This window comes from Sphingobacterium sp. HMA12, from assembly GCF_002933815.1.
In the GTDB taxonomy this organism is placed as follows: Bacteria; Bacteroidota; Bacteroidia; order Sphingobacteriales; family Sphingobacteriaceae; genus Sphingobacterium.
Map to the genome: position 1 here is coordinate 594,722 of NZ_BEYR01000001.1, position 23,569 is coordinate 618,290.

Genomic DNA, 23,569 nt, shown 5'->3' on the forward strand with positions numbered 1-23,569 from the left:
CATCCGCGCAAGCTTTAATAGAATGAAATAGATTTTTCGGTATCTTCCGTGTACCGCTTACATACCGCTTGTTTTCCTTAGATAGCGTCCCCAACATTCATGTTTTTGCTATTGTCCGCCTTAGCTTTCCTTTTCCAATGAAAAGCCCCCTTTGATCATCTCAATGATATGATACCTCATAAATATATTATTTTATCTTGAGGTTATATATTCATGCTAAATTTAAGGTGACTATTTTGTATCTTGATACGATGTAATTGCTGTGGCATAAAGAGAAATATACCGAATTAAAATGGGTGCCAAACAGTTGCCGTCAGGAACTATATTTTATGGATTTGAAAGATGCGTTAAAGAATATTTTTGTGAGAGTATTCGCAATTATTCTCGTGCTTTTGACAAGTATCTAAATGCCTGATAAATGCCTGATTTACTATAGCAGGGCAATAGATTATTGACTTTTTAACATGATATTGATTAAAAACCTATTTATACTTTTGTTAATCTCCTGTTCACAGATTGTTCTTGCGCAGAAGCTGTTGACCTATCAACAACTAAAAACTATTAAAGCTAACAAGGCGAGTATTGATGAAAACCTCACTACGATCTACACATTGACCGATACAGATTCCATTGACCGTCAGCTTACCTTTAAACCAGAAATGCTACATATGTTAACGTATAGCCTAGACGGGGGCAAAAATGAAAAAGAGTACCTGAGTGATATTGTAGATCATATTAACGAATCAAAGAAGACAACCCTGTACTTACAGACACGTCATTTTCTGATCCTCACTTCGGTGTATAAAGACAGGATTATTGATCCGGGGTTGGAGAATGATTCTACATTTGTCCACGGTTTGCAAGCAATGGCACAATTGTTACATTACGACCTTAGTGAACTACGGTCATTTTTATACAAGGAGCAAAATCAGGGAAAAACATACGGTCAGGCCGTGTACGAATATAGTCAGAGTCAGCCTGTTCTTAATATGGAGAATGTCAAGGGGCGTAATCCGCAAAATGATCGGGAAAGGGAGACGGCAGCATGGTTGGTAGCCAATAATATTACTTTCGATAATCCGCGGTGCCCTGAAGGTTTTGAATATTTTCAGAATTGTCCAGAAAAACATGCCTATCGTATGATCAAAGGAGATACCATCATTATCTATTCTTCAGGTGGCGGGATGCAATACAATCTCCGCCGACTGAAGGAAGCCTTTGCCAAAAAAGATTTCAACGTATTCGAATACCCGATCGATAATCAGGGGGATGGGAACGTTTATGTTCAATTTATGCAAAAGCGAACCTTTCTACTGCGCAATGATAGTCTGTATCTATACGACGAATATGATAAAAAGAAAGAGACGGCGTTAATGAAATACATGAATTCAAATCCTAGAGAAAAATTCTCAGATGCGGAAATTCAGGCAGAATTAAAGAAAATAGCAGATCAGGAATATGGCTACACACCGAAGTTTAAATTGATTTATTTTAAAGGCATTTTTAATAGTGGGAGCACCTATCAATTTTCTAAATCGCAAAACTTTCGGGAAGAGTCTGTCTCACTTAAATCAGAATGGACAGATGGAGATAAGAAATACAATAAAATCAATCTGAAGACATATACTGCCGGAACTTATATTATTGCAGACGATTTCTCTTTTATCAATACAGACAAATGTGGTCTATTATAAAATCAATTGCCAGATTGAAAAATCACTGGACTCAGGCGAATAGGTAATGAAAAACTATTCATCTGTCAGCCTTATTGAAAAGGACTATTTTTTATTACAATGAAAAAGTAATATCAAACCCGTTTTAACACTATAAAATATGGATAGGAACACATATGAGAATGAGTTAGAATTTAATGAAAGCAGTTTGGGATCGCTTGATGTTCACAGAAGAGGGAAAGAATTGCAGAGAGGTAATTAGTCAATAAATTAATTATTTATATAATCTGGATATGAAAAGGACCTCCTGGGAGTTCGAAATAGGGAAGATGCAAACACCGGACTTTTTGATATGTATTAGACTGCTTATATACTTTTTTTACTGATCAATCTCCAAAAAAATAATTATTTAATATGGCAAAAGGAGATAAATTATATTTTCAAGCTCTCGTAGAAGCGAGCAAAAACACTGCAGTGGGCGATTCAAATGCTCTTGATTTATTAAATAAAGCGATAGGCAAGAATAACAGTAAAGCACAGTATGCATTGGCTACATGGTATCTATATGGGAAAACTGTCAAAAAAGATTATAAGAGAGCCGTCGAACTCTTGTTGGACTCGTCTATTCAGAATAATGAGATGGCCTGTTTCGATTTAGCTGTTTGTTATGAAAATGGTTTTGGAGTAAAAAAGAATTCGAAAAAAGCTTTTTTGTTTTATTCTAAAGCTATTTTACTTGGTGAGAAACAATCTATTTACGAGGTTGGTCGGTGCTACTATTATGGCGTCGGGGTCAATAAAAACTTGGAACTGGCTAAGGTATATCTTGATATAGCAAATATGTATGGAATAGAAACATAACTAGGTTTAGGACATAAAGTTTGAAAAGCCAAAGTAAACGGCGCCGATTACTAAAATTTTCGCGATTCAAAAACCTTCCCTCAGCTGGTTAGAGGGAAGTAATTTTTAGAATCTAAGACGGTGTCACTTTGTTTATCAATTAAAACTAATTCAAAAATCAAACACATAGTTCCTAGGGCGAATACCGTTACTCATGATAAGAGGTTTTCATTTTGACGGCAAAAGCCTAGGCTTATCGCTAAGGTAATCGTTAAATAGCTGGAAATTTTCATTATCAAAACAGACTATTGTAATTCGTTTGATTGTTGTATCTGATTCAAGAAACTGATTTATCGCGTTAATGGATATTTGGGCAGCCAAGTTCTTGGGGAACCGGTATATACCCGTGCTGATATTCGGAAAAGTAATTGTTGTACAGCTATTATCCACAGCCAGTCGGAGGGAGTTGAAGTAGCAGTTTGCTAGGAGGCTCTCTTCATTCTTTTGGCCGCCATTCCAAACAGGACCGACGGTATGGATCACATATTTAGCGGGTAGATTGCCAGCCGTGGTGATAACTGCTTCACCCGTTTTACAGCCTCCTTGCCGGGCCACTATCATTCGGCATTCTTCCAGAATAGCCGGGCCACCTGCCCGGTGAATGGCACCATCTACACCGCCACCACCGAGTAAAGAGCTGTTTGCAGCGTTTACGATTGCATCGACTTCGATCTTAGTGATATCTCCTTTGATTACGTTTACTATTTTGTTCATTGGGTATGGAATAATATTAGGACATCTGCGTCGACAAAACTAAAAGCTATTACCACTCCATTTTTACTAAACTCACTGTTCCGCTCATATTAACATTTGATAGGTGGGTGTAAGAGCAATCTAACTGTTTAAGTTCTCTTAATCCACACACATTAAGATCAACTAACGGATTATCCCTTAGAGACAGTTCTTCAAGATGAGTAAAATTACTAAAATCCAATTTCGACAATTGATTCTCGTCTAACCTGATCAGCTTTACCGCAGGGCATCCGGTTACATTAAACTCTGTGAGCATGTTTTTCTGAAACTCGATATGTACAAGATTTGGAAGATCGGAAATGTTCACTTTGCTGACTGCATTCTGTAGCATTTTTATCTCTTCAAGCTTTTGCAGTCCTGTTAGATCTATGGTGCTAATTTTATTCTGATGAATGTGTAAAGTCCGGAGATTTGTCAGACCCTTAAGGTTGATGCTTTGGATTTGGTTATTGTATCCAAATATCTCTTCCAGATTTTTCATGCCTTCTAAGTCCAATACTTTTACCTGATTGTTCCAAAAGCTCAGCTCTTTTAAGTTAGTGAAATTTTTAATGCCGACCAAGGAACTAATATCTGCTTTATCAAGGCTTAACCTCGTTACGTTCTGTGCTTCAGATAGCTGGATTTCTTGGTCTCCATTAAGATCAATACCCGCAGTAACCAATTGTTTTTTGAAATTCGGATCGGGTATTTTTATAGTTTGAGCTAGACTAGTGAAAGATACCGACATCCCGACGATGATAATGTATAAATACCAATTTTTTTTCATGATTTTCCCTGATTTTTAATTACTCACCGTTACATTTACAACTGCGCCAGCATCTTTGACTTCAACAAATCCACTTACTTCATTCTCAATAAAAACGTCGTAATGATGATCCTCATAAATTGGCGAAGATCCTAAAGCATATCCGTAAACATTATAAGAGGTGCTCGTTCCTGTTTGCACGGCAACGGTTTTTTGCCTGGCAAATGCAATCCAACTAATGATATAATATTTCCCAGGTTTCAGATTGGTAAACTGAAAAGTGCCTTTATCATCCAAAAATCTGCCTTCTATCCGATAAGTAAATGCAACAGGGCTCATTGTAGCCTGCTTTTTACGACTATTAAATTTTTTCTTTAGCTCCAGAAACTCGGTGAGATAGGATGTTACCGGGAATAGTAGGATCTGGCTTCCTTTAACCCCAAAATTATCTTTCCCCTTTTTCTTAAGTGTAGCGGTGCCTTCTATGGTAGCGCTTCCTCTTTCCATCAATCTTGCTGTCTCTGCTTCATTAAAAGGCGTAGTGGGAAGAACCCATTGAGGAGCTTTCTGTGCATAAGCAATGCTGCAACATAAAAAAAGCAACAAATTAATCGATAATATCTTTGGCAATGTTTTCATATTTTTATTGCTTCAATTTTTAGCGCATTTAAAATTTAGTAGAACTTATGGCTTATTAATAACGTCAGATCCGTTTTTTGAGCTCAAAAGTTGTGCCATCACTACTAATCTCCGTAATCTATGTGAGGCTTTTTTATCGTGTCTTTCTTCGTGTCTATCGTTAACAGCTAACTCAGCCTACTTTTCGGTATCTCCCACATACCGCTTACATACACCTTGTTTTTCTCAGATAGCCCAGCCCACAGCCATACTTTTGCTATACACATAAAAACAAAAGAATATGGCAAATCAATTTTTAATTAAAGAAACAATGGCGGGTATGAAAGCATTATCTGCTGCTGAAATTACAGCACTACAAGCCGGAACCTACAATGGTGTTCAGTTGCTAGGCTATTACGAAAAGGGAGATACCCCAGCGCCGATTATCTACCACTACGTTGATCTTCAAAATGAACCTGATCCCGGCTCAGATGACGGTGGGAGTGTGGTACAAGCAGGCGGAATTAAGTTGGAGCATAAGTTTTCAACAGATGAGGTGGACTTGAGATATTTTCCCGATTCTCAACAAGGCTATTTGGCTTTTTTCAACTATTGTGGCGTTAAACGAAAGACTGCGGTTATTCATAAAGATATCAGTATTACTGTTGTTGCAAAAACTTTTGTTAAGTGTCCTAAAGGTATTAGATCGCTAAATAATAATTACATCAATATCAATGGCTATTTCTTCTTCAGTCTCGATGAACTGTCCGATGAACTTATTGTGTCGGATATTAATTTTTCTACAGAAGGCTTGAATGCTACAATGGTTAACAATAATGTTCCTAAAGCAATTTTTGATATTGATACCGGTTGGAAAGAATCTGTTCAATTTCTTTCGCTCAAAAATATTAAGCAAGATGGTACTCTGTTAGATTTGACTGGAGCAACCCGGAGTAGGGGATTCGTTAATATTAAGAATGTTCAAAATGTTCAGATTCAAAACGTAACGATGAAGAACATCGATGTCGCTATTACTCTTCGTGACAGCAGAAACATCAAAATAGATACAATTTTATTTGAAAATGTCGGAACGGGGATCTATGGTAACAATATCTACAATGCTACCATTCAAAATTGTACACTTAAAAACACTGTCGAGCAGGCGAATAATTGGAGGGGAAAAATAGCAAACTTCGATCTTAATGGTAAAGATTTGATCTTTGCCACTGGCGCTGATATTACTTACTCGAATAACAAATCTTACAATCCGATTGAGAGAAACTGCTATTTCATTGCAGATAATGTTTTAATTCGTAATTGTTATTCATTAAATGGTGATGGATTCAAAGCTGTTGGAGCAATGGGGGACACTTACAAAAACGTCGTAATATCCGATAATCTTTTGGAGATAAATGACAACCTTGTCAATATGCCTATTCGATCTATCGTGTTGTTACAATGTTACTTCATTAACAAGGGACTGTACCAAAATAATAGGATACGTATTCTATCAAATGTTTCGGAAAAAACTAAAACCGTCAGAGGTATTGCAACTATTTCAAGAACAAATGGAGAATTGATTTTTGAAGACAATTACGCTGACCATTCAAATAGTGGAATGATTGCGGGGGTACAGAAGACCGCAGAAGAGGTTGCGAATTCGGGAGAGTTGCTTGCCCAAAAATTGAAGATTATAGATAATTATACCTATACTGAAGGAGACACAATGGGAGCAATTTTGAGTATGTTAACAGTTACAAATGGTATCAGTACATTAAACTATTTTAATAATTTAGAAATGTATGGCAATCGAGTCAAATTACCCATCAATAACAATAGTGTAATTATCACAGCTCCATTATCTCTTTATAACATCAAAGGGGCAGCTAATATAAAAGCTATCGATAATAGGATTCTTGAAGGACGTATTCGATATACAAATGGCCTAAACTCGGATTTAGCGGGAACTTCTGTTAATGCTACTCTTTTAGAGGATGATTTAACTTGTGTTGATTTAAATAGTAATATGATTGCTATTAGAAACTTTGTCTATAATAAAGGGAGCATTTTAAAATTTAAGCAGGTTGAGGGAAAAGGGACGCTCACTCATTACTTTAATGATTCGGTAAAAACTTTTGGGGAAACAGGTACTACTATTATTGAAAAATCTGATGCAACGAATACCAATTTTAACATCCAAGGCAAAGAGGTAATTGTTGAGGGGTCTGTCAAGGGAAAAGGATATTTTAAAAGTAGGCTTGTGCATGGCATTAATATTTTTGAGCCCATTGCTGGGACCATGGATGCAACCCTTATCAAATATTCTTCCAATCAAATTCAAATTAACGGCCTTGATCTTGGACTACCATATTTTGCCAAAGTCACTGTCATATAATCTTTAATTTATTATTGTGTTCTCACTCATAATAGCAGGTATAAGTTCGGCCTTCGCAGGTTGAACTTATTTTTATTTGAAGCACTTGTACCGATACTAAAGAAATAAAATGGACTTTTCAGTATCTCCCCGATATCGCTTACAAACACAAGTATAAATAGATTTTATTTTGCAATATTAAGCAAATTTGCATATGTTTGCAATGTGAATATTTGAAAAGTTTAATTATTAAAAATTACAATTATTAAAAATTTATATGATGACAATTGAACATTTGGCTATCTGGGTAGACGATTTAGAAAAGATGCGTGAATTTTATCTGAAGTATTTTGATACGACAAGTAATGGAAAGTACATTAATGAAAAGAAAGGTTTCTCTGCATATTTTCTTTCATTCGGTGAGGGTAAAGCCCGTTTGGAAATTATGAACAGAATGGATATCAATCAAGAACCTGAGAAAAGAGGCTTTAGTAAAGGTATTGCGCATTTTGCAATTTCGGTCGGCGGAAAAGAAGCTGTGAATGATTTGACAGAAAGGTTAAGAAATGACAATTACATTATTGAAAGTGAACCGAGAACAACCGGTGATGGTTATTATGAAAGTGTGGTTTTGGACCCTGAAGGAAATTATGTTGAAATATCAGCTTAAACATAAAATATCAAGAATATGATTAAGAATATAGTTTTTGATTTTGGAGGTGTTCTTTTGGATTGGAATCCAAGACATTTTTATAAAAATATTTTTACTGATAATGAGGAGATGGAATGGTTTCTTTCTAACATTTGTACAGATGAATGGAACGCAGAACAGGATAGAGGAAGGAGTTTTGAAGAAGGAGTTTCAATACTTAAAAGCGAATATTCCGAACACGCAAAGAATATTGAATTGTTTTCTTCTCAATGGGAAAAAATGCTCAAAGGTGAAATTGATGGTAGCGTTCAAATTCTAAAAGAATTAAAAGAAAAATACAAAATATACGGTCTTACAAATTGGTCTGCAGAAACATTTCCAATAGCCTATCAAAAGTATGATTTTTTCAGATTATTCGATGGAATTGTTGTTTCCGGAACGGAAAAAATGATAAAACCTGACCAACAATTTTTTCAGTTATTATTAGATCGATATGATTTAAAAGCTGAAGAATGTCTTTTCATAGATGACAATGAGAAGAATATCCAGGCTGCTTTGGATCTGGGTTTTAAATGTGTTCATTTTAATAATGCTATTCAATTAAGAAATGTGATATATGAATTTAGCTTATTGTAAAAATAACAGGTAAAAAAAATATTTAAAACGTTTGAAGATTTATAGAGTGCGTAAAGTAAACTGTGTCAGATAAAGAATTTTTATGTTAGACACAGGAAATGGAAAAAGAGGAATTTGACTTTGAACGCTTCAAAGAGGAAGCAATGAGAGGCCTTTACAAAGGCAAGAAAATGGGCGGTACAGATGGAGTTTTTGCACCTATGCTGAAACATCTTCTGGAATGCATGTTGGAAGGCGAACAGGATCACCATCTACAAGATATTAAAGCTTCAGGAGAGATTAACCGTAAAAACGGGAAGACAAAAAAGACTGTACGTCGATTCGTCTCGGAATCAGAAGGTCACAATGACCGCAATCTCCAATTTGGTGATGATTATAATTGAGATTCATGAAGATTTTAAAGACTTCAGTAATTAAGGGTTCATTTTCCCTTCTATGAATAGTTTATTATCCCTATTATTTAAATGAGGTTGTCAAGGTTTTGCAAAATTGCTAATTATTGAAAACTGCAAAATATTTCTATCTTTGAAGCCAACTATTTTACATTTTTAGGTTCTAAAAATGTTCTTAATAAATTCTGACCATTTAATTTGCAGGTAATGTTAAAAGAAAAAAGATTTGATTTTATACTGAAAAATCTCGAAAAGTCCGAACTGTTAACTTATGAATACATAGCAACTGAGCTCAGCGTTTCTGAAGATACTATTCGTCGGGATATCGATTACCTTCATCGTATAGGGTTACTTTCAAAAGTACGTGGCGGAGCAATGCAACGTTCCAAAAATCCGCTTAATTTCCAGGACAGAGATGAATACCTTAAAAAGGAAAAAGACTTGATCGCGCTGAAAGCTATTCGTTTGATCCGGGAAAATATGACATTATTTATGGATGGAGGTACCACAATAGCTGCGATTGCCGCTACTTTGCCTTCAAATTTTAAACTGCGTATCATTACAACGAATATGATGATTGTACCGATTCTACAGCGCCATAAAAATATTGAACTTGTCGTTATCGGTGGCTATTATCACCAACAAACTGGAAGTACAGTGGGAAACATTACCTGTGAGCAGGCGAAAGGCTATATTGCTGATCTATATTTTATGGGTACATGTGGTGTTCACGCCGAGTATGGAATATCCGCCGTAATAAATGAAGATGCTGAAGTTAAAAAGACAATGTTAAAAACTTCCAAAGCAGTGATTGCATTGGCCAACCATGCCAGCTTACGTACTTCTTCGGCATTTAAAGTCTGTGATATAGGAGATATCGATGTACTTATAACGGATCTTCCTTCCGATGATGAGGCTTTGAATGATTTCAGGGGCCAAAATCTAGAAATAATATAAATATCAGTTGAACACCTAAATAAAACAATAAACAAACATGAACAAATTATTCAGTGTCGTACTTTTTGCGGGATTTACCCTTTTTGGGTACAGCAGTTATTCGCAGAGCATTTCCACCAAGAAAGAAATTGGTTTGCAGCTTTTTTCAGTCAGAAGCTTGATCGGTAGTCATGTTGATCCGAGCTCATACAATCCTAATTATGTATCTGTATTGAAAAAACTCGCCGACATGGGGTATACAGGAGTAGAGTCCGCGGGTTTTAAGGATGGTCAGTTTTATAATACTAGTCCGGCCACTTTCAAAAAAAATGTTGAAAGTGTAGGAATGAAGGTGATTTCTTCGCACGCTTCCAAAACCCTTTCAAAGGAAGAGCTTGCATCTGGCGATTTTTCCGAATCTTTAAAATGGTGGGAATCCTGCATTGCGGCTCATAAGGAAGCAGGCATGAAATATATTGTGACGCCTTGGTTAGACGTTCCTAAAACACAAGCAGATCTGGCAACAGAAGTGAAATATCTGAATGAAATCGGAAAATTATGCCGAAAAGCAGGTATCCAATATGGTTATCACAATCATGCGCATGAATTTACAAAAGTTGAAGGTAAAGTAATGCTGGATTATATGCTGGAACATACCGATCCTGAAAATGTATTTTTCGAAATGGACGTTTATTGGACTGTAATAGGAAAAGCAAGCCCCGTTGATTATTTCAAAAAATATCCAGGTCGTTTTTCGACACTGCATATCAAAGATCATCGCGAGATTGGCCAGAGCGGTATGGTAGGCTTTGATGCTATTTTTGCCAATACAGACGTCGCTGGTGTAAAATACATCTTCGTAGAACTTGAGGAAGTAAGCAAAGATCTCGATACTGGTCTAAAGGAGAGCATCAATTATCTGCTAAAGGCTCCTTTTGTGAAAAAAAGCTACGATAAATAACAAATCCCCTTAAAATGATGAACACCCCGTTTGAGTCTCTCATTCGGGGTATTTTACTTTATGGATTTTTTAGAGGGCTTTAATTTTCAAGTTTCTGAATGATACTCCACGAGACCAATCCTGGAGGGCTATTTTTCCACTTGTATTTTTGCCAAATTCAGGAAAATCTTTAAAGTGGCTTTGCTGAACCATACTCTTCCATTTGTCACTGTTAAAATCCATTTCGGCGGTGATTTTATTGTTGAGTACGAAAGTAACTTTTCCATCTTTCTGTATGATTCGTGATGTGTTCCACTCAGCTTTTGTTTTTGTGTTTACAAAATTTTGCTGTGGCAAGAATGTGTATAGACAACCCGCTTTTTTTTGAGGAATAGAAAAGTCGGCATGGGAATCTTCCAAAAGCTGATATTCAGGACCAGACTGCCAGGTTGCGTTGATATCCGGTTTCTCCTGAACATTAATAAAAACTCCGCTATTTCCTTCTTTTTCTAATTTCCAGTCAAATTGAAATTCATAGTTTTGATAGGTTTCATTGGATACGAGATCTCCTCTATTGCTTTGATTATTGGGGTCACAGTAAAGAATTCCATCCTTTATCACCCATGCAGGATTAGTCCCTGTCTGATTATAAACATGCCATTTGTCCAGCGACTTGCCGTCAAAAAGTAGTTGCCACCCTTCAGTTTTTTCTTTCTCACTTAAGGTGTTAGGTTGTGAGATTTCTTGATCACAGGATATCAGCATTGCACTCATAGAGATGCAGGAAAATAATAGGTTTTTAAAATTCTTCATTTTTAACATGATTTTTGTTTTTGCAAATTATAGCAATTTTGTTGTTTTTTTTCTAAATTAACTTTTTAATATTAATTTTGAAATGCAAAAATATGCAATTTTGCTAATTCGTGTAATTGTAGTTGAAAATAAAGAAAAAATGAACAAAGGAAATACCTACGATGCAATTGTCATCGGCTCAGGGATCAGCGGAGGGTGGGCGGCCAAAGAGCTGTCAGAAAAGGGGCTCAAAACAATAATGTTAGAAAGAGGCCGGAATATTGAGCATATTAAGGACTATGAAAGTCCGAATAAAAATCCTTGGGAATTTCCGCACCGCGGTGGCCGTACACAGGAGATGATCAAAAACCATCCGGTGCTGAAACGTGATTATCCATTGAATGAAACAAACGAAAGTTTTTGGGTAAATGAGCAGGAAAGTCCATATATGGAAGTGAAACGATTTGATTGGTTCAGAGGTTACCAGGTAGGTGGTCGTTCGCTAACTTGGGGACGCCAAAGCTATCGTTGGAGTGACCTAGATTTTGAAGCGAACCTCAAGGACGGATACGGAGTCGACTGGCCGATACGTTATAAAGATATAGCAGCCTGGTACAGTTACGCGGAACGCTTTGCAGGGATCAGTGGTAATCGAGATGGTATTGACGTATTGCCCGATGGCGAATATATGCCACCGATGGATATGAATGTTGTCGAAAAAAATGTTGCTGCACGTATTAAAAAAGCCTATGGAGGCAAACGACATTTTATTATCGGCCGAACGGCCAATATAACTGTACCTCATCATGACCGGATCAATTGTCAGTATCAGAATAAGTGCTGGTTAGGCTGCAATTTTGGAGCTTATTTCAGCACCCAGTCGGCTACTTTACCCGCGGCGATGAAAACGGGCAACCTTACCGTGAGGCCGTTTTCTATTGTTACCAAGATCCTGTATGATAAAAATACACAGCGTGCCACAGGAGTGGAAATTCTTGATGCGGAAACAAATCAGACATATGAATATTTTGCAAAAATAATCTTTCTGAATGCCTCGGCACTAAATTCGGCCTGGGTGTTGATGAATTCAGCAACGGACATCTGGGAGCATGGCCTTGGAAGTAGTTCAGGTGAGCTTGGGCACAACGTGATGGACCATCATCTTGGTGTAGGCGCAGGTGGAAGGGTGGAAGGTTTCGAAGATAAGTATTATTATGGTAGGCGAGCGAATGGATTGTACATTCCACGTTTTCAGAATGTTGGCGAAGATAAGCGCGATTACCTTAGGGGATTTGGTTATCAAGGTGGGGCTAGTCGGGAGGGATGGTCTAGAGAGATTCCGGAAATGCAAATCGGTGCGGGGTTTAAAGAGGCACTCACAGAACCAGGGACCTGGACCATAGGTTTTGGTGGTTTTGGAGAGATCTTACCCTATCATGAAAACCGGATATACCTTGATAAAGATAAGAAAGATAAATGGGGGCTGCCCGTACTGGCCATGGATATTGAGATTAAAGATAATGAATTGAAAATGCGTAAAGATATGGCAGCAGAAGCAAAGCATATGCTTGAGTCTGTAGGTGTCAAAGATGTTTATACATATGATAATACTTATGGGTTTGGACAAGGTATTCACGAAATGGGCACCGCAAGGATGGGACGCGATCCGAAAACCTCAGTGCTAAATGGTAACAATCAGGTGTGGGATGCTAAGAATGTATTCGTTACCGACGGAGCGTCGATGGCTTCTGCGGCATGTGTCAATCCTTCTTTAACCTACATGGCTTTAACGGCAAGAGCTGCGGACTTTGCGGTAAACGAATTAAAGAAAGGGAACTTGTAATATGGAAAGAAGAGAAGCATTAAAAAGATTAACGCTCCTTTTTGGAGGGACGATTATTGGGGGGCAATTATTTTTAGAGGGATGTGCCCGCAAGGCATCCGCCGATGTAGCAACCTTGTTTGAAGAAAAGCAAATAGGGTTTCTAGCGGAAATCGCAGAAACTATCCTTCCAAAGACAAGTACCCCTGGGGCTAAAGAAGCTGGGGTAGGGGCTTTTATTCCAGTTATGGTACGCGATTGCTACACCAATGAAGAACAAAAAGTATTTCTGAAAGGTTTACAGGACATAAAAGATAGATCAGAAAAGGAGTATAAAAACTCTTTCGAAAAACTAACGTCTGATCAACGGAACAAACTGCTTGTTGCCATAGACGGAGAACGAGTTGAACAGGAGAAAAACCGTCCTGCCTATGGTGTTCATCATTATTTTTCGATGTTAAGGCAGCTGACACTACTGGGGTTCTTTTCCTCGGAACTGGGAGCTACCCAAGCGTTAAGATATGTCGCTATTCCTGGTAAATACGATGGTAACCTCGCTTACAAAAAAGGCGATAAAGCTTGGGCTACTTAAGAAATAGATTTGCTCGCAGGTTGATTATGTAGGTAAGTTTATGATTATCGGATGGCAGGTATTTTCACCTGCCATTTTTTTAAAAAATTCTTAAAAAGTAATTTTTAGTGTCACTATGCGTTGTTATTATTAATAAAATAAATGCGAACACAATATTTATTGAATTTTATTGATCTTTGGAGATTGAAGGCCTTTTTTATAAATTCAGCAATTCTGGTGTCACAGATAGCCTTTTGCGCTACGTCAGTCCGAGACTGGTACCCGAGTGGAAGAAATATGCCGACAAATGGGAGTCTCCCAAGCGACATTTTTTCAATTGGAAGAAAAAATACGGTGGTCTGGGCGTTCCAGAGTTGCGCAAACTCCGGCAGTTGGAAGAGGAGAATGCCCAGCTCAAAAAGCTTGTCGCTGATTTAAGTTTGGACAAACAGATGTTACAGGATGTGGTAAAAAAAGTTGTGAAGCCTGCCTACAAAAAGGAAATGGCCTGTTGGATGGTCAGCAACTATCGGATATCTGTTCAGCGGGCCTGTCGATGTGTATGTCTGGCCAGGTCAATGTAATATTATATCCATTACTGACATCGGCAGTATGGTTTGTTCAAAATGCGGGTGAATGAAATAGCCCACACACGTATCCGTTATGGCTTTGGACGTATATTTGTTCTGCTTCGACGAAAAGGTTTCACCGATAATCATAAACGTGTTTACCGTATTTATAAGGCTTGCGGACTAAACCTGCGCACCAAGCGGCCAAGGCGAAGTTGTAGTGCTGCCCATCGGTTGGACCGATTGCAGACTACAGGTATAAACCAGGTTTGGAGCATGGATTTTCTACAGGATGTATTATAATATTTCTACAATAGTTTATGGATTATGAAATTGTTTTAGACTATGATCTCGATATTTTTCGCCCCATTCTATAACTTCGTTTATCAGGTTTTTAAGGGTTTTCCCAAGTTCTGTTAATTCATATACTACAGTGAGAGGTTTCGTCTTTAGTTCGGTTCTGCTGATGAGGCCATTTATTTCTAGATCATCCAGCTCTTTCGCAAGCATTTTTCGTCCGATTCCGTCGATGGTATTTAGCAATTCCATAAAACGCATTTTACCCATAACCAATAAACTGCCAAGAATAAAGATTTTCCATTTGCCACTCAAAACATCGGTGGTATCTTTTATACCGAGTATTCTTGATCTGCATAGCGTATTTTGTTCTTGTATTTTGTCTTTATTCATTTTATTTGGATTTATCACTTTCAAAGGTATTAATTATCCTTAAGTATCGTATATGGAACCGGTGTCACGGAAGGAACCTATAGTAATTTACTCTATTGCTCAAATTAACTTTGCATGTAATTAAAATTTAAAAAAATGCGTTTACAAAACAAAACAGCCCTTATTACAGGAGGGACAAGTGGTATTGGGTTAGCAACAGCTCAGTTATTTTTGAATGAAGGTGCAAGAGTAATTATCACGGGCCAAAAAGAGGTCGCTTTAACGGATTTATTTTCTCAATATTCATCCGATCAGCTTTACTATTTTGCTTACGATACGTCGAAAATTTCAGAAATTGAAAGGCTAGCTGAATTTGTTCAAAATACATTTGAATCTATTGATGTGGCTTTCATTAATGCTGGCATAGCCAAATTTGCTGCTTTAGAAGACATTTCCGAGGATCTTTTTGACCAAGTGATTAATACCAATTTCAAAGGAATGTTTTTCACTTTGCAAAAACTTTCACCCTTGTTTACAAACCCTGCGTCGGTTATATTGACCGCCTCGTCAGGTATTCATAAAGCTCATTGGGGGTCTAGTGTTTATTCGGCCTCTAAAGCAGCGGTTAGAAATTTAGCTGTCACCTTGAGCAACGAGTGGATTTCTCGAGGAATCCGGGTAAATGTTGTGAGCCCTGGTTCGACAGAAACGGCATTGTTCCAAAAATTGGGTTTAAATACCGAGCAGCTAAATGGGATGAAAGATAGTCTCATTAGTAATATTCCAAATGGAAGATTGGTACTGCCTGAGGAAATCGCTAATACAGTGTTGTATTTAGCTTCTTCGGGTTCGGAATCTCAAACTGGAACAGAAATTATTGTTGATGGTGGTGCTTTCTTAAAAGTTTAAGATAATGGGAAAGGTAATTTTAGTTTTTATTAATCTTAAAAAAGATATAGACAAGAAAGCTTTCGAGGCATTTGAACACCGGGTTTCGAAGTACAATGTCCATTTGAGATCCCATAAAAGTTTTAAAGTTCTACGTACTGAAGGAATACTGGGCGATGAAAAAGCAGCATCTCCGTACGATTATATCGAAATAATCGATATAGAGAGCCTAGAATCGATGTACAATACTGTCGAACATGATACTACAATAAAGGCTTTTATGTCCGAGTTTTCTGAATTTGCAGAAAGTTCTCAATTTCTAGTTACCGAATATGTACTTAGTGTGTAGTATTTATTCGAAACATGCTATATGGCGGAAGAGGGCGGAGGGAACCGTGTAATTTTTCTATCAGGAGATAATAAAGATGCAAAAAAGTGAAATGGAGATGTTGGAAAAAATGGATTTTGCAGGAATTGATTTAGTGGGACTTGCTGGGAGTGCCATTCAGTAGGTTGGGGATCCCTTAATTACCAAAAATTTTATCAGGTTAGCAAAGTAAAAGCGGCCTATCCTTCAAGGTAAATATGAACGAATTTGTAGGATATTTTAAAAAATTATGTAGCATAATAGACAAACTTATTTATGTAGCTATAGTATATTTTACCTGTAGAACTCGCTTCCAAGGCTATTAATTAAACAAACCTGGAAGCGAGTTAGGTTGTTAAGAAATACTGATACCTCCGTCGATCGGAAGAAGGACACCTGTTGCCCAATCCGAATCGGAGTCCAAAAAGAATACTGCTGCTGCAACAATATCCTGAATCCGTCCTCTTCGTTGCAAAGGAATAGCGGCCCTTTCGCCCTCATTGGCTAAGCGAATTGTTTCCTCATCAAAACCAGCTGATTTTAATATGTCAGTATCTGTGGGACCAGGTGCTATCGCATTTACACGTATTCCAAGCGGAGCGAGCTCAAGTGCCCATATCTTTGTAAGCATATTTAGAGATGCTTTTGCAGCCCCGTAAGCGCTGCTATTGGGATATGGTTTAATTCCGCCGCTACTGCTGGTATTTAAAATTTGACCTTTTGCTGCAGTTAGGAACTCGAGGCATGCTGACGCCAGCAAAGTCGGCCCTAAAACGTGAGATCTAAACATATCCTGCATAGATTCGCTACTAATGTTCTGTAATGGACCAATGGTTATATTTCCTGCATTGTTCACAAGGATGTTCAGCTTTCCCTGCCAATTTTCTTTAACAAAAGCAGCTATGGGCAAATGATCACCTTCTTTTGCGCTGTCAAATACCATTATATTTATTCCTGGCATTTTCAAAGCGATCTGTTCGAGCTTGGCAATGTTTCGACCAGTGATTAACACTTTCCATCCCTTTTCATAGAAATAATTTGCTATTCCGAGACCTATTCCGGACGAACCGCCGGTTATAATTATACTTTTATCCATATTTTTTTTTACAAAGGAATGTAGAAATCAATTATAAAACAATAACTTACGTCTCCGTAAGAAGCTTACCCTGAGGTAGGTATAGTTGATATTCAGCTACTTATTTTAAAAAAAAAATGAAATGGCATACAATAGAAAACCAACATTAGAATGTGAAACAAATCCCAGCGCCGATTGTGCTGTGGAAGCAGCAATGGCAGTACTTAGTGGTAAATGGAAGCTTAAAATTTACAAGATGCTCCGATCAAATGACGCGCTGCGATTTCATGAGATAAAAACTGAAATAGGTGCTATTTCGGATAAAACGCTTACCGCGCAGTTAAAGGAAATGGAAGAAGATAATCTGCTGACTAGGACTGTTTATCCTGAAGTGCCACCACGTGTAGAATATAACCTTACTCCACTTGGAAAGAAACTGAATAATGTTCTCTTAGCTCTTGATCAGTGGGGTCGAGCTTATGTATATGAAATGCGCGGAGGTATATTGCCTGAGCTTGATTAAGGGCTTATTTATTATGTAACGGTTAAAGATGCATTGAAAACATTGAAGACTTAAATATAGTAAGAGCTTTCAAGATGAGCTTTTTAGAAACTGTAATCTGAGCTTTTTAGAAAGTTGAATTTCATTTTGTTTTCGGAAATTTGAATTGAAAGATAAAGATTATGGATATTTTAAAACTAAGTACGGAATGGGCCAAAGCAGAATTATTTTCTGCTAAGATCGTATGGATGTTCAGTTTTATTGTGTTACTCACAGCAATCGGTTTTGCTGTTTTGGGGAAAACCGCAATGGCAAGGTCCTACGTGATTCCTTTAATGGTAGCAGCAGTTTTCTTAATTGCTGTTGGGATCGGCCTATATGCAGCTAACAGACCACGTATTGCCCAGTTTGAACAGGAGTATAAAAAGCAGGCAGCTGCTTTCGTGGAAAAAGAAATCGCCCGAGCAACAAAATCCGAAGGTGAGCTTAAGTTAATTCTTAAGATATTACCAGCTATTGCCATCGTAGCGGCAATATTTCTGCTGTTTTTTTCCTCCGAACATATCAAGGCAATAAGTATCACACTACTACTTCTCGTAGGCTTTCTAATGGCAGTGGACACTAATACTTCTGCGCGAAATACTGCTTACAGAACAGAACTTTTAAAATATTACGAACGGTGGCAAGAATAGAACCTCGGAAGCAGGATTCATTTGTTTATTCCTGTAGTTCAGCAGATAAATGGGGGAACGAACAATTTGTATCAGATCATGTACTGTCTTTTCAGCTTTCAGGTGAGACCCATATATTTCATCAGAAGGGTACTTTTGTATTCGGAAAAAATCAGGTCTTATTGACTCACAGAAATCAATTTGCCAGGACGTTGAAAATGCCTTGCGCAGATCGGGAATATAAGGCGGTGTCCATTATTTTGAAGTCAGAATACCTGAAAAAGTATGCCGCAAATAATGGAATCGAACAAAACCAACGATATACGGGAAATTATAATGTTGTTCTGGAGCCAAACTCTTTTCTCAAAAGCTATTGTCATTCTTTGTTGCCTTATCTTCAAAGTCCGGAGGGAGTTAATTATAAAATGGTTGTTTCAAAAATCACTGAACTGCTGGAACTGTTATTGCACAGTTATCCTGATTTAAGGTGTTTTCTTTTTGATTTTACCGAACCTCATAAAATAGATATCGAAGAATTTATGCTCAAGAATTTTCGCTATAATTCATCGGTAACGGGGAGTGCGTTGGTAAACGATACGAATTTCTTATCTGTAATATCCTGTGGTAATTTTTGCAGTAAGCTGTCAATATGAACACTCTCTGCGGTTAACGAAACGGGAATCACACGGGGTAGTGGTATCTCTTCTCCTGAAAAATCCTGGACAAAATAGCCGGATTTTTCTTTAGAAACTATCATTCCCTTATCCATTAAATAATTAAAGGATTGCAAGATGGTTCCTATACTGATTCCTTTTTTTTGGTGCAGGCTTCTTATAGAGGGAAGTTTGTCTCCTGGCTTGAAAACTCCGCCGTCAATCATTTCAGCGAGTTTGTTAGCAAATGAAATGTAAACCGGTTCCTTCATGAAATTATATCTGTTACAGGAGTAAATATAGAGTTGGAATCTGTTCAATGTACGAAATTTAATGCTATTTAAAACTTTTTGAATGCTTATGCGGTACAAACTGTGTATAACAGAAAGCAAAAAAATTACAATATTAGGGGTGCCGCACTTTTTGTTTAACCTTCAAATACCGTTTATAGTAATCATAGGAAGTTAATAGAATGAATAAGTTGACAGATTTAGAATCAACACTGCTTATTGCTCTTGCAGAAAAATATCCTGCTTTATATATCCATACCTTTGACTGTCTGAACAATGGGGAGGAGATCAACATCTGCGATACTGCTCGTGCCTGTAATTCGCGGAAAAATGATTGCAGCTCTATGCCGTCCTTAAAACTCTTTAAGAACTCCTTGTCGTTTAATAGTGACTCCTTGTCAATCATAATCTTATAAAGTTAGTAAATAAAAAATGCGAAGTCCTTTCAAACTCCGCATTTCTATAAATTACACACTTTATGAGACAGTGTCTTTCTTTATCGACCCCAAGAATTCTTGCACGTATATTGTCTTTCGGTTACTTACTAATATTTTTTTTCTTCGTTCTTTTGGTCGGACTGTAATTACAGACTTTGTTTTCTGTATATTCAATTTTATATTCAGACAGAAGCTGTGCAATTATTTCGTTGGTTTCATTTTCGTTCAATCCTATTTTTTCTCCGAGGTCAATTTCGTTTAGGTGACCAGCATTGTCTATTAGTGCTTTGTAATATTTCTCTTTATTTTCCATAATTATATTTTTTTTTGTACAGCGATCATCATATGGGGACTGAATGGTAGAAGATAACTGTCATTTTCAGTTATTTGGATAAGTTCTATTAATGCTTTCCGCCTTCTGCAGTTCATCATATTAGCAAAAAAGTCTTTGTCCAGCCACGCCATCCCTTCAACCGCATAGGTATTGAGATAGGTTAATTGTTGATTTATAAATTCATCCTTTAGCTGTTCAGGTTTATGATAAAATGCTTCGGCTAAAAGCCAGGGGAAATCATCGGGCGGGTTATGTTTGCCAACTGTCAGTTCTTCTTTACACATTTCAAAAAATGACTTTTTGTGAATTAAGCCATTTAAAAGACCTGCCAAAGTTGATGCAGTATAATTAATGGCGAAACCTAATATAATTCCGTTGTTTTTCAAAACTCGTTTGGCTTCAAAAATGGTTAAATCCCTGTCTTCTTTCTTTTGAAGATGATAAAGAGGGCCGTGTAGTATAATAAGGTCTGCATAGTTATTTGAGAATTCCAATTTTCGAGATTCTCCTATGTGTACAGAAAATTTGTTTTTCAATTTATTAGCTCTGTTTCGGGCTATTTTTATATGTTTTGAAACTGGCTCTACCAAATGAACCTTATGTCCTTTCTTTGCGAGCCATTCCGAATACTTTCCTGTACCGCCACCGATATCAATTATTGTTAAAGGTGAAGATAAAATATGTTTTTCTATAAGTGATTTGATTCTTTCAAACTCAAATACACCCATCCCCTTATCAAGTCGGGTTTCTTCGGATGCCTTATTGTAGAATATCTCTATTTCTCTACTTATTAACTGTTTACTATTCATTATATTCCTTGTATTATCATCATTTTTGGATGCTGAATACATCGTAAAATGATGAGACAATCGACTCGCTAATCAATTGTTTGTTTATGATTTAATAAAATAAGTGGATACAATCATCTGTGCATTAAAATCAAAAGATTTCATGCATTAATTACTCTTTTCGAGTTCGTCTTTTTTTGTTAAGACGAAGATAATATGTTAGATATAGTATAACAGACTACAAAAATAGAAATTTTTTACAACTTATTCCTTTTAATTACATAGAAATTTTCTGCTCTTTGGTCTTGACGAATAGTAAAAATGCGATTTATGATTTTCTTCTTTTCTTCATTCGTTTCGTGACTCTCCTCAAAAAACTGGAGCATTTAGAAATAGAGAATTCGGGGAGAGGTCAGATTTCTAAATAATAATGGTGAAAAATCATTAGAGGACTTTTTTGAGGAAAGGGAAATTGATATTTTTGATATACACAGAGACTTCGTAATCTACAACCAATGGGAAGTTTAACCAAATATGTATCCAATGATCGTCCAGATTTCACGTTAAATATCGAAGATGACAATAAAGTCTGTTACGCATACTTATGGAAAGAATACGAAAACATCATTCCCCATGTATGGCTATACAACGTCGCTCCAACTCCTATTGACCCGTAATTGCAAATAGGGGAAAACCATCCCTTTTTAAATCCTCCAGAGTTTCCCAAAGAGAATCAAGCAAGCATTTTTTTTGTTTGAATGAAGATATTAGCCCATGCCATTCTTTTATTATGCCAGTCATTTGGATATAAATAATTAAGATTTCGGCAAAAGACTAAAATAATTTTCATGAAACAGAAATACTAATAATTATCGTAAATAAACAAAATTAATTATAAGTGGTACTTGGTCTTGCAATCTTTTAATTTCATTTCAATTCATATTGGACAATTTTTACCCTCTTTTGTCGATAGGTAATTAAATGAAATTGATACAAAATATATTTAATTGTAATGCTCTAAATTTAGGTAAAAGCACACAAATGTGTAGATTTTTTATAAGTATTGAAAATTATTGAAAATAATACATAATATTACAACAATATTTTGAAATCATCAATGAAAATACCACAAAAAGAGAAGTGCGGTTGAACGCAGCTATATATGAACCCAATCCTGTTGTAAAAAAGACGATATTGGAACAAGGCAATAAAAAGATCGGTTACTTTGCTTATAATAGCTTTACACCATTATCGAATTCAGAAAAATATCTATCCCCTATATTCTCCTCTTTTGAAAAGGAGAGGATTACAGAATTGATTATCGACCTAAGATACAATCAGGGCGGATATCAGACAACTGTAAACTTTCTGGCAAATCTAATTGCGCCAACTACTTTAAATGGCAAAGTTATGTACAGTGAGCATTACAATTCAACGATGCAGCAGGGAAAGGCCGAAATATTAAAAAACTATAACCTTGTGGATGACAATAATGAGCCTATTTATGACAACGGTGTACCATTGACATTATTTGATATAGATTATAGCGTACAATCGAATGTGTCCTATTTTGAGAAGAATGATGGATTGAGTGCGGTGAAAAAAGTCCATTTTATTGTCAGTAATATGACCGCGTCGGCAAGTGAGATGCTGATCAATGTATTAAAACCATATTGCGATGTCCAGATAATAGGTGTGTCAAAAGAAAATGAGCAACAAGTTTACACTTATGGCAAACCTGTCGGTTTTTTGATATCCCAGTAGGCGAATTTGATCTCTATTTGAGCATGTATGAAATAAAAAATGCACAGAATAGGGGTGGATATTATAAAGGTATTAAGTCGGATCATTCGGTTCCGGACGATGTAAAAAGTGATTTTGGATCCTTCTTTGATCCAGCAGTTAGGCTGATTCTGAATGGGAAAAATATTGGGAGGACAGGCGCTAAAGTACTTAAATTAAGAAACACGGTCTCCGAAAAATCATCTTATTATTTTAATACCGATCTATTAACTGGTAATATAAATGATGTAAAAAACCTTATGATAAAATTGCGGAAATAAAAACTAGCTGTATAGAATTCTGCTTTTGTTCGATGTCTGCTTTTGTTTGATGTAGTCGTAGGCCCTGTTTAGGAGGTAACACGCGTAGCCTACGTCTTGTTTGTTTTGAAGGTAAAAACTTATCCATCCTGAATTTTTAAATACATGATGGTCTTTAATTTTTCCTTCAGTCATTAACGATTGTTTTAATTCTTTATTTAATAAGATGTCCAATAAGCCATTGCTATGTACATGTGCAAACTCTTTTCCCATATAATTAAACTCAGTCCCACCATATTTATGTATTCCAATAGTAGTTCCAGGCATCCGCGTAACATTTTCTTCCAGATTGTCGATCCAATCCAGTAGTTCAGGCTTGGTAAAGAACATCCAAAGCTTCATGAGACTATCAAATATAATGGCGAATAAAGGGATATCCTTTAAAAAGCCGACTCTTTTCACTATAAAAGAAAACAT

31 protein-coding genes are annotated in these 23,569 nt (G+C 36.7%); 20 read left to right on the plus strand and 11 right to left on the minus strand.

Translation table 11 applies throughout. The features are described 5' to 3' along the window. The first annotated feature begins 464 nt into the window (after nucleotides 1-464). Both HMAT_RS02430 and HMAT_RS02435 read left to right on the plus strand, forming a co-directional pair. Nucleotides 465-1,694, plus strand: coding sequence for a hypothetical protein (locus HMAT_RS02430; protein WP_104381213.1), 1,230 nt, complete (start codon nucleotides 465-467; stop codon nucleotides 1,692-1,694). A 393-nt stretch (nucleotides 1,695-2,087) separates the two neighbouring features. Further along, the gene (locus tag HMAT_RS02435) at nucleotides 2,088-2,534 is read left to right on the plus strand and encodes a tetratricopeptide repeat protein (protein ID WP_104381214.1); all 447 of its coding nucleotides are present in this window, start codon (nucleotides 2,088-2,090) and stop codon (nucleotides 2,532-2,534) included. A gap of 207 nt (nucleotides 2,535-2,741) precedes the next feature. On the opposite strand, the gene HMAT_RS02440 is transcribed toward HMAT_RS02435, so the two are convergent. From HMAT_RS02440 to HMAT_RS02450, 3 genes are read right to left on the minus strand one after another with little or no spacing between them, the layout of a single operon-like run. Then, nucleotides 2,742-3,287, minus strand: a complete 546-nt coding sequence (locus HMAT_RS02440) for an O-acetyl-ADP-ribose deacetylase (RefSeq protein WP_104381215.1) — start codon at nucleotides 3,285-3,287, stop codon at nucleotides 2,742-2,744. A gap of 49 nt (nucleotides 3,288-3,336) precedes the next feature. Continuing rightward, a complete protein-coding gene (locus HMAT_RS02445) occupies nucleotides 3,337-4,095 on the minus strand; it encodes a leucine-rich repeat domain-containing protein (RefSeq protein WP_104381216.1) in 759 nt (252 codons plus the stop codon). A gap of 15 nt (nucleotides 4,096-4,110) precedes the next feature. Then, nucleotides 4,111-4,713 carry a carboxypeptidase regulatory-like domain-containing protein gene (locus HMAT_RS02450; protein ID WP_104381217.1) on the minus strand — a complete coding sequence of 201 codons (603 nt, stop codon included), beginning with the start codon at nucleotides 4,711-4,713 and terminating at the stop codon, nucleotides 4,111-4,113. 280 nt (nucleotides 4,714-4,993) lie between these two features. On the opposite strand from HMAT_RS02450, the gene HMAT_RS02455 reads away from it, so the two are divergent. The 6 genes from HMAT_RS02455 to HMAT_RS02480 all read left to right on the plus strand — a co-directional run bounded on the left by HMAT_RS02455 (nucleotide 4,994) and on the right by HMAT_RS02480 (nucleotide 10,643). Next, nucleotides 4,994-7,087 carry a hypothetical protein gene (locus HMAT_RS02455; protein WP_104381218.1) on the plus strand — a complete coding sequence of 698 codons (2,094 nt, stop codon included), beginning with the start codon at nucleotides 4,994-4,996 and terminating at the stop codon, nucleotides 7,085-7,087. A 256-nt stretch (nucleotides 7,088-7,343) separates the two neighbouring features. Beyond that, nucleotides 7,344-7,736 (plus strand): VOC family protein, encoded by a 393-nt coding sequence (locus HMAT_RS02460; protein WP_233789092.1) that lies wholly within the window; start codon nucleotides 7,344-7,346, stop codon nucleotides 7,734-7,736. Between the two features lie 18 nt (nucleotides 7,737-7,754). After that, a complete protein-coding gene (locus HMAT_RS02465) occupies nucleotides 7,755-8,354 on the plus strand; it encodes an HAD family phosphatase (protein WP_104381220.1) in 600 nt (199 codons plus the stop codon). 98 nt (nucleotides 8,355-8,452) lie between these two features. Continuing rightward, entirely contained in the window at nucleotides 8,453-8,737 is a 285-nt protein-coding gene (locus HMAT_RS02470) for a hypothetical protein (protein ID WP_104381221.1), read from the plus strand. A gap of 216 nt (nucleotides 8,738-8,953) precedes the next feature. Continuing rightward, the gene (locus HMAT_RS02475; RefSeq protein WP_104381222.1) at nucleotides 8,954-9,703 is read left to right on the plus strand and encodes a DeoR/GlpR family DNA-binding transcription regulator; all 750 of its coding nucleotides are present in this window, start codon (nucleotides 8,954-8,956) and stop codon (nucleotides 9,701-9,703) included. 37 nt (nucleotides 9,704-9,740) lie between these two features. Beyond that, nucleotides 9,741-10,643, plus strand: coding sequence for a sugar phosphate isomerase/epimerase (locus tag HMAT_RS02480; protein ID WP_104381223.1), 903 nt, complete (start codon nucleotides 9,741-9,743; stop codon nucleotides 10,641-10,643). Nucleotides 10,644-10,712: 69 nt separating this feature from the next. Here the strand turns inward: HMAT_RS02480 and HMAT_RS02485 are convergent, their stop codons facing one another. Next, nucleotides 10,713-11,435, minus strand: a complete 723-nt coding sequence (locus tag HMAT_RS02485) for a DUF1080 domain-containing protein (protein ID WP_104381224.1) — start codon at nucleotides 11,433-11,435, stop codon at nucleotides 10,713-10,715. 139 nt (nucleotides 11,436-11,574) lie between these two features. Between HMAT_RS02485 and HMAT_RS02490 the strand changes: the two genes are divergently transcribed. The 4 genes from HMAT_RS02490 to HMAT_RS02505 all read left to right on the plus strand — a co-directional run bounded on the left by HMAT_RS02490 (nucleotide 11,575) and on the right by HMAT_RS02505 (nucleotide 14,679). Further along, a complete protein-coding gene (locus HMAT_RS02490; RefSeq protein WP_104383271.1) occupies nucleotides 11,575-13,257 on the plus strand; it encodes a GMC oxidoreductase in 1,683 nt (560 codons plus the stop codon). Nucleotide 13,258: 1 nt separating this feature from the next. Continuing rightward, on the plus strand, nucleotides 13,259-13,828 hold the full coding sequence (locus tag HMAT_RS02495; RefSeq protein ID WP_104381225.1) for a gluconate 2-dehydrogenase subunit 3 family protein: 570 nt from the start codon (nucleotides 13,259-13,261) through the stop codon (nucleotides 13,826-13,828). A 176-nt stretch (nucleotides 13,829-14,004) separates the two neighbouring features. Continuing rightward, on the plus strand, nucleotides 14,005-14,391 hold the full coding sequence (locus HMAT_RS27340) for a transposase (RefSeq protein WP_233789093.1): 387 nt from the start codon (nucleotides 14,005-14,007) through the stop codon (nucleotides 14,389-14,391). 48 nt (nucleotides 14,392-14,439) lie between these two features. Continuing rightward, on the plus strand, nucleotides 14,440-14,679 hold the full coding sequence (locus HMAT_RS02505) for an IS3 family transposase (RefSeq protein WP_158655563.1): 240 nt from the start codon (nucleotides 14,440-14,442) through the stop codon (nucleotides 14,677-14,679). 15 nt (nucleotides 14,680-14,694) lie between these two features. On the opposite strand, the gene HMAT_RS02510 is transcribed toward HMAT_RS02505, so the two are convergent. Continuing rightward, on the minus strand, nucleotides 14,695-15,066 hold the full coding sequence (locus tag HMAT_RS02510) for a helix-turn-helix domain-containing protein (protein ID WP_104381227.1): 372 nt from the start codon (nucleotides 15,064-15,066) through the stop codon (nucleotides 14,695-14,697). A 135-nt stretch (nucleotides 15,067-15,201) separates the two neighbouring features. Here HMAT_RS02510 and HMAT_RS02515 point away from each other — a divergent pair, with 135 nt between their 5' ends. Then, nucleotides 15,202-15,954, plus strand: coding sequence for an SDR family oxidoreductase (locus HMAT_RS02515; protein ID WP_104381228.1), 753 nt, complete (start codon nucleotides 15,202-15,204; stop codon nucleotides 15,952-15,954). Between the two features lie 4 nt (nucleotides 15,955-15,958). Continuing rightward, on the plus strand, nucleotides 15,959-16,282 hold the full coding sequence (locus tag HMAT_RS02520) for a hypothetical protein (RefSeq protein ID WP_104381229.1): 324 nt from the start codon (nucleotides 15,959-15,961) through the stop codon (nucleotides 16,280-16,282). A 373-nt stretch (nucleotides 16,283-16,655) separates the two neighbouring features. On the opposite strand, the gene HMAT_RS02525 is transcribed toward HMAT_RS02520, so the two are convergent. Next, entirely contained in the window at nucleotides 16,656-17,396 is a 741-nt protein-coding gene (locus HMAT_RS02525) for an SDR family NAD(P)-dependent oxidoreductase (protein ID WP_104381230.1), read from the minus strand. Nucleotides 17,397-17,517: 121 nt separating this feature from the next. Between HMAT_RS02525 and HMAT_RS02530 the strand changes: the two genes are divergently transcribed. The 3 genes from HMAT_RS02530 to HMAT_RS27650 all read left to right on the plus strand — a co-directional run bounded on the left by HMAT_RS02530 (nucleotide 17,518) and on the right by HMAT_RS27650 (nucleotide 19,201). Beyond that, complete coding sequence (locus HMAT_RS02530) at nucleotides 17,518-17,898, plus strand: helix-turn-helix domain-containing protein (RefSeq protein ID WP_104381231.1); 381 nt, start codon at nucleotides 17,518-17,520, stop codon at nucleotides 17,896-17,898. Nucleotides 17,899-18,059: 161 nt separating this feature from the next. Next, nucleotides 18,060-18,569 (plus strand): hypothetical protein, encoded by a 510-nt coding sequence (locus HMAT_RS02535; RefSeq protein ID WP_104381232.1) that lies wholly within the window; start codon nucleotides 18,060-18,062, stop codon nucleotides 18,567-18,569. Further along, nucleotides 18,557-19,201, plus strand: a complete 645-nt coding sequence (locus HMAT_RS27650) for a hypothetical protein (protein ID WP_199768670.1) — start codon at nucleotides 18,557-18,559, stop codon at nucleotides 19,199-19,201. The genes HMAT_RS02535 and HMAT_RS27650 overlap by 13 nt, the downstream gene beginning before the upstream one ends. On the opposite strand, the gene HMAT_RS02540 is transcribed toward HMAT_RS27650, so the two are convergent. From HMAT_RS02540 to HMAT_RS02555, 4 genes are all read right to left on the minus strand, one after another. Further along, nucleotides 19,105-19,473 carry a GntR family transcriptional regulator gene (locus tag HMAT_RS02540; RefSeq protein ID WP_104381233.1) on the minus strand — a complete coding sequence of 123 codons (369 nt, stop codon included), beginning with the start codon at nucleotides 19,471-19,473 and terminating at the stop codon, nucleotides 19,105-19,107. The two genes, HMAT_RS27650 and HMAT_RS02540, sit on opposite strands and share 97 nt — an antisense overlap. Nucleotides 19,474-19,606: 133 nt before the next feature. After that, complete coding sequence (locus tag HMAT_RS02545; protein WP_104381234.1) at nucleotides 19,607-19,897, minus strand: hypothetical protein; 291 nt, start codon at nucleotides 19,895-19,897, stop codon at nucleotides 19,607-19,609. 131 nt (nucleotides 19,898-20,028) lie between these two features. Then, nucleotides 20,029-20,241 (minus strand): hypothetical protein, encoded by a 213-nt coding sequence (locus tag HMAT_RS02550; protein WP_104381235.1) that lies wholly within the window; start codon nucleotides 20,239-20,241, stop codon nucleotides 20,029-20,031. A 2-nt stretch (nucleotides 20,242-20,243) separates the two neighbouring features. Continuing rightward, nucleotides 20,244-21,071 (minus strand): bifunctional 2-polyprenyl-6-hydroxyphenol methylase/3-demethylubiquinol 3-O-methyltransferase UbiG, encoded by an 828-nt coding sequence (locus HMAT_RS02555; protein WP_104383272.1) that lies wholly within the window; start codon nucleotides 21,069-21,071, stop codon nucleotides 20,244-20,246. Between the two features lie 494 nt (nucleotides 21,072-21,565). Here HMAT_RS02555 and HMAT_RS26880 point away from each other — a divergent pair, with 494 nt between their 5' ends. The 3 genes from HMAT_RS26880 (at nucleotide 21,566) to HMAT_RS02565 (ending at nucleotide 23,113) form a co-directional block, all read left to right on the plus strand. Then, on the plus strand, nucleotides 21,566-21,727 hold the full coding sequence (locus tag HMAT_RS26880; RefSeq protein WP_158655564.1) for a hypothetical protein: 162 nt from the start codon (nucleotides 21,566-21,568) through the stop codon (nucleotides 21,725-21,727). 469 nt (nucleotides 21,728-22,196) lie between these two features. Next, nucleotides 22,197-22,814 (plus strand): S41 family peptidase, encoded by a 618-nt coding sequence (locus tag HMAT_RS02560; protein WP_158655565.1) that lies wholly within the window; start codon nucleotides 22,197-22,199, stop codon nucleotides 22,812-22,814. Nucleotides 22,815-22,837: 23 nt separating this feature from the next. Then, a complete protein-coding gene (locus HMAT_RS02565) occupies nucleotides 22,838-23,113 on the plus strand; it encodes a hypothetical protein (RefSeq protein ID WP_104381237.1) in 276 nt (91 codons plus the stop codon). A gap of 3 nt (nucleotides 23,114-23,116) precedes the next feature. Here the strand turns inward: HMAT_RS02565 and HMAT_RS02570 are convergent, their stop codons facing one another. After that, the gene (locus HMAT_RS02570) at nucleotides 23,117-23,569 is read right to left on the minus strand and encodes a luciferase family protein (protein WP_104381238.1); all 453 of its coding nucleotides are present in this window, start codon (nucleotides 23,567-23,569) and stop codon (nucleotides 23,117-23,119) included.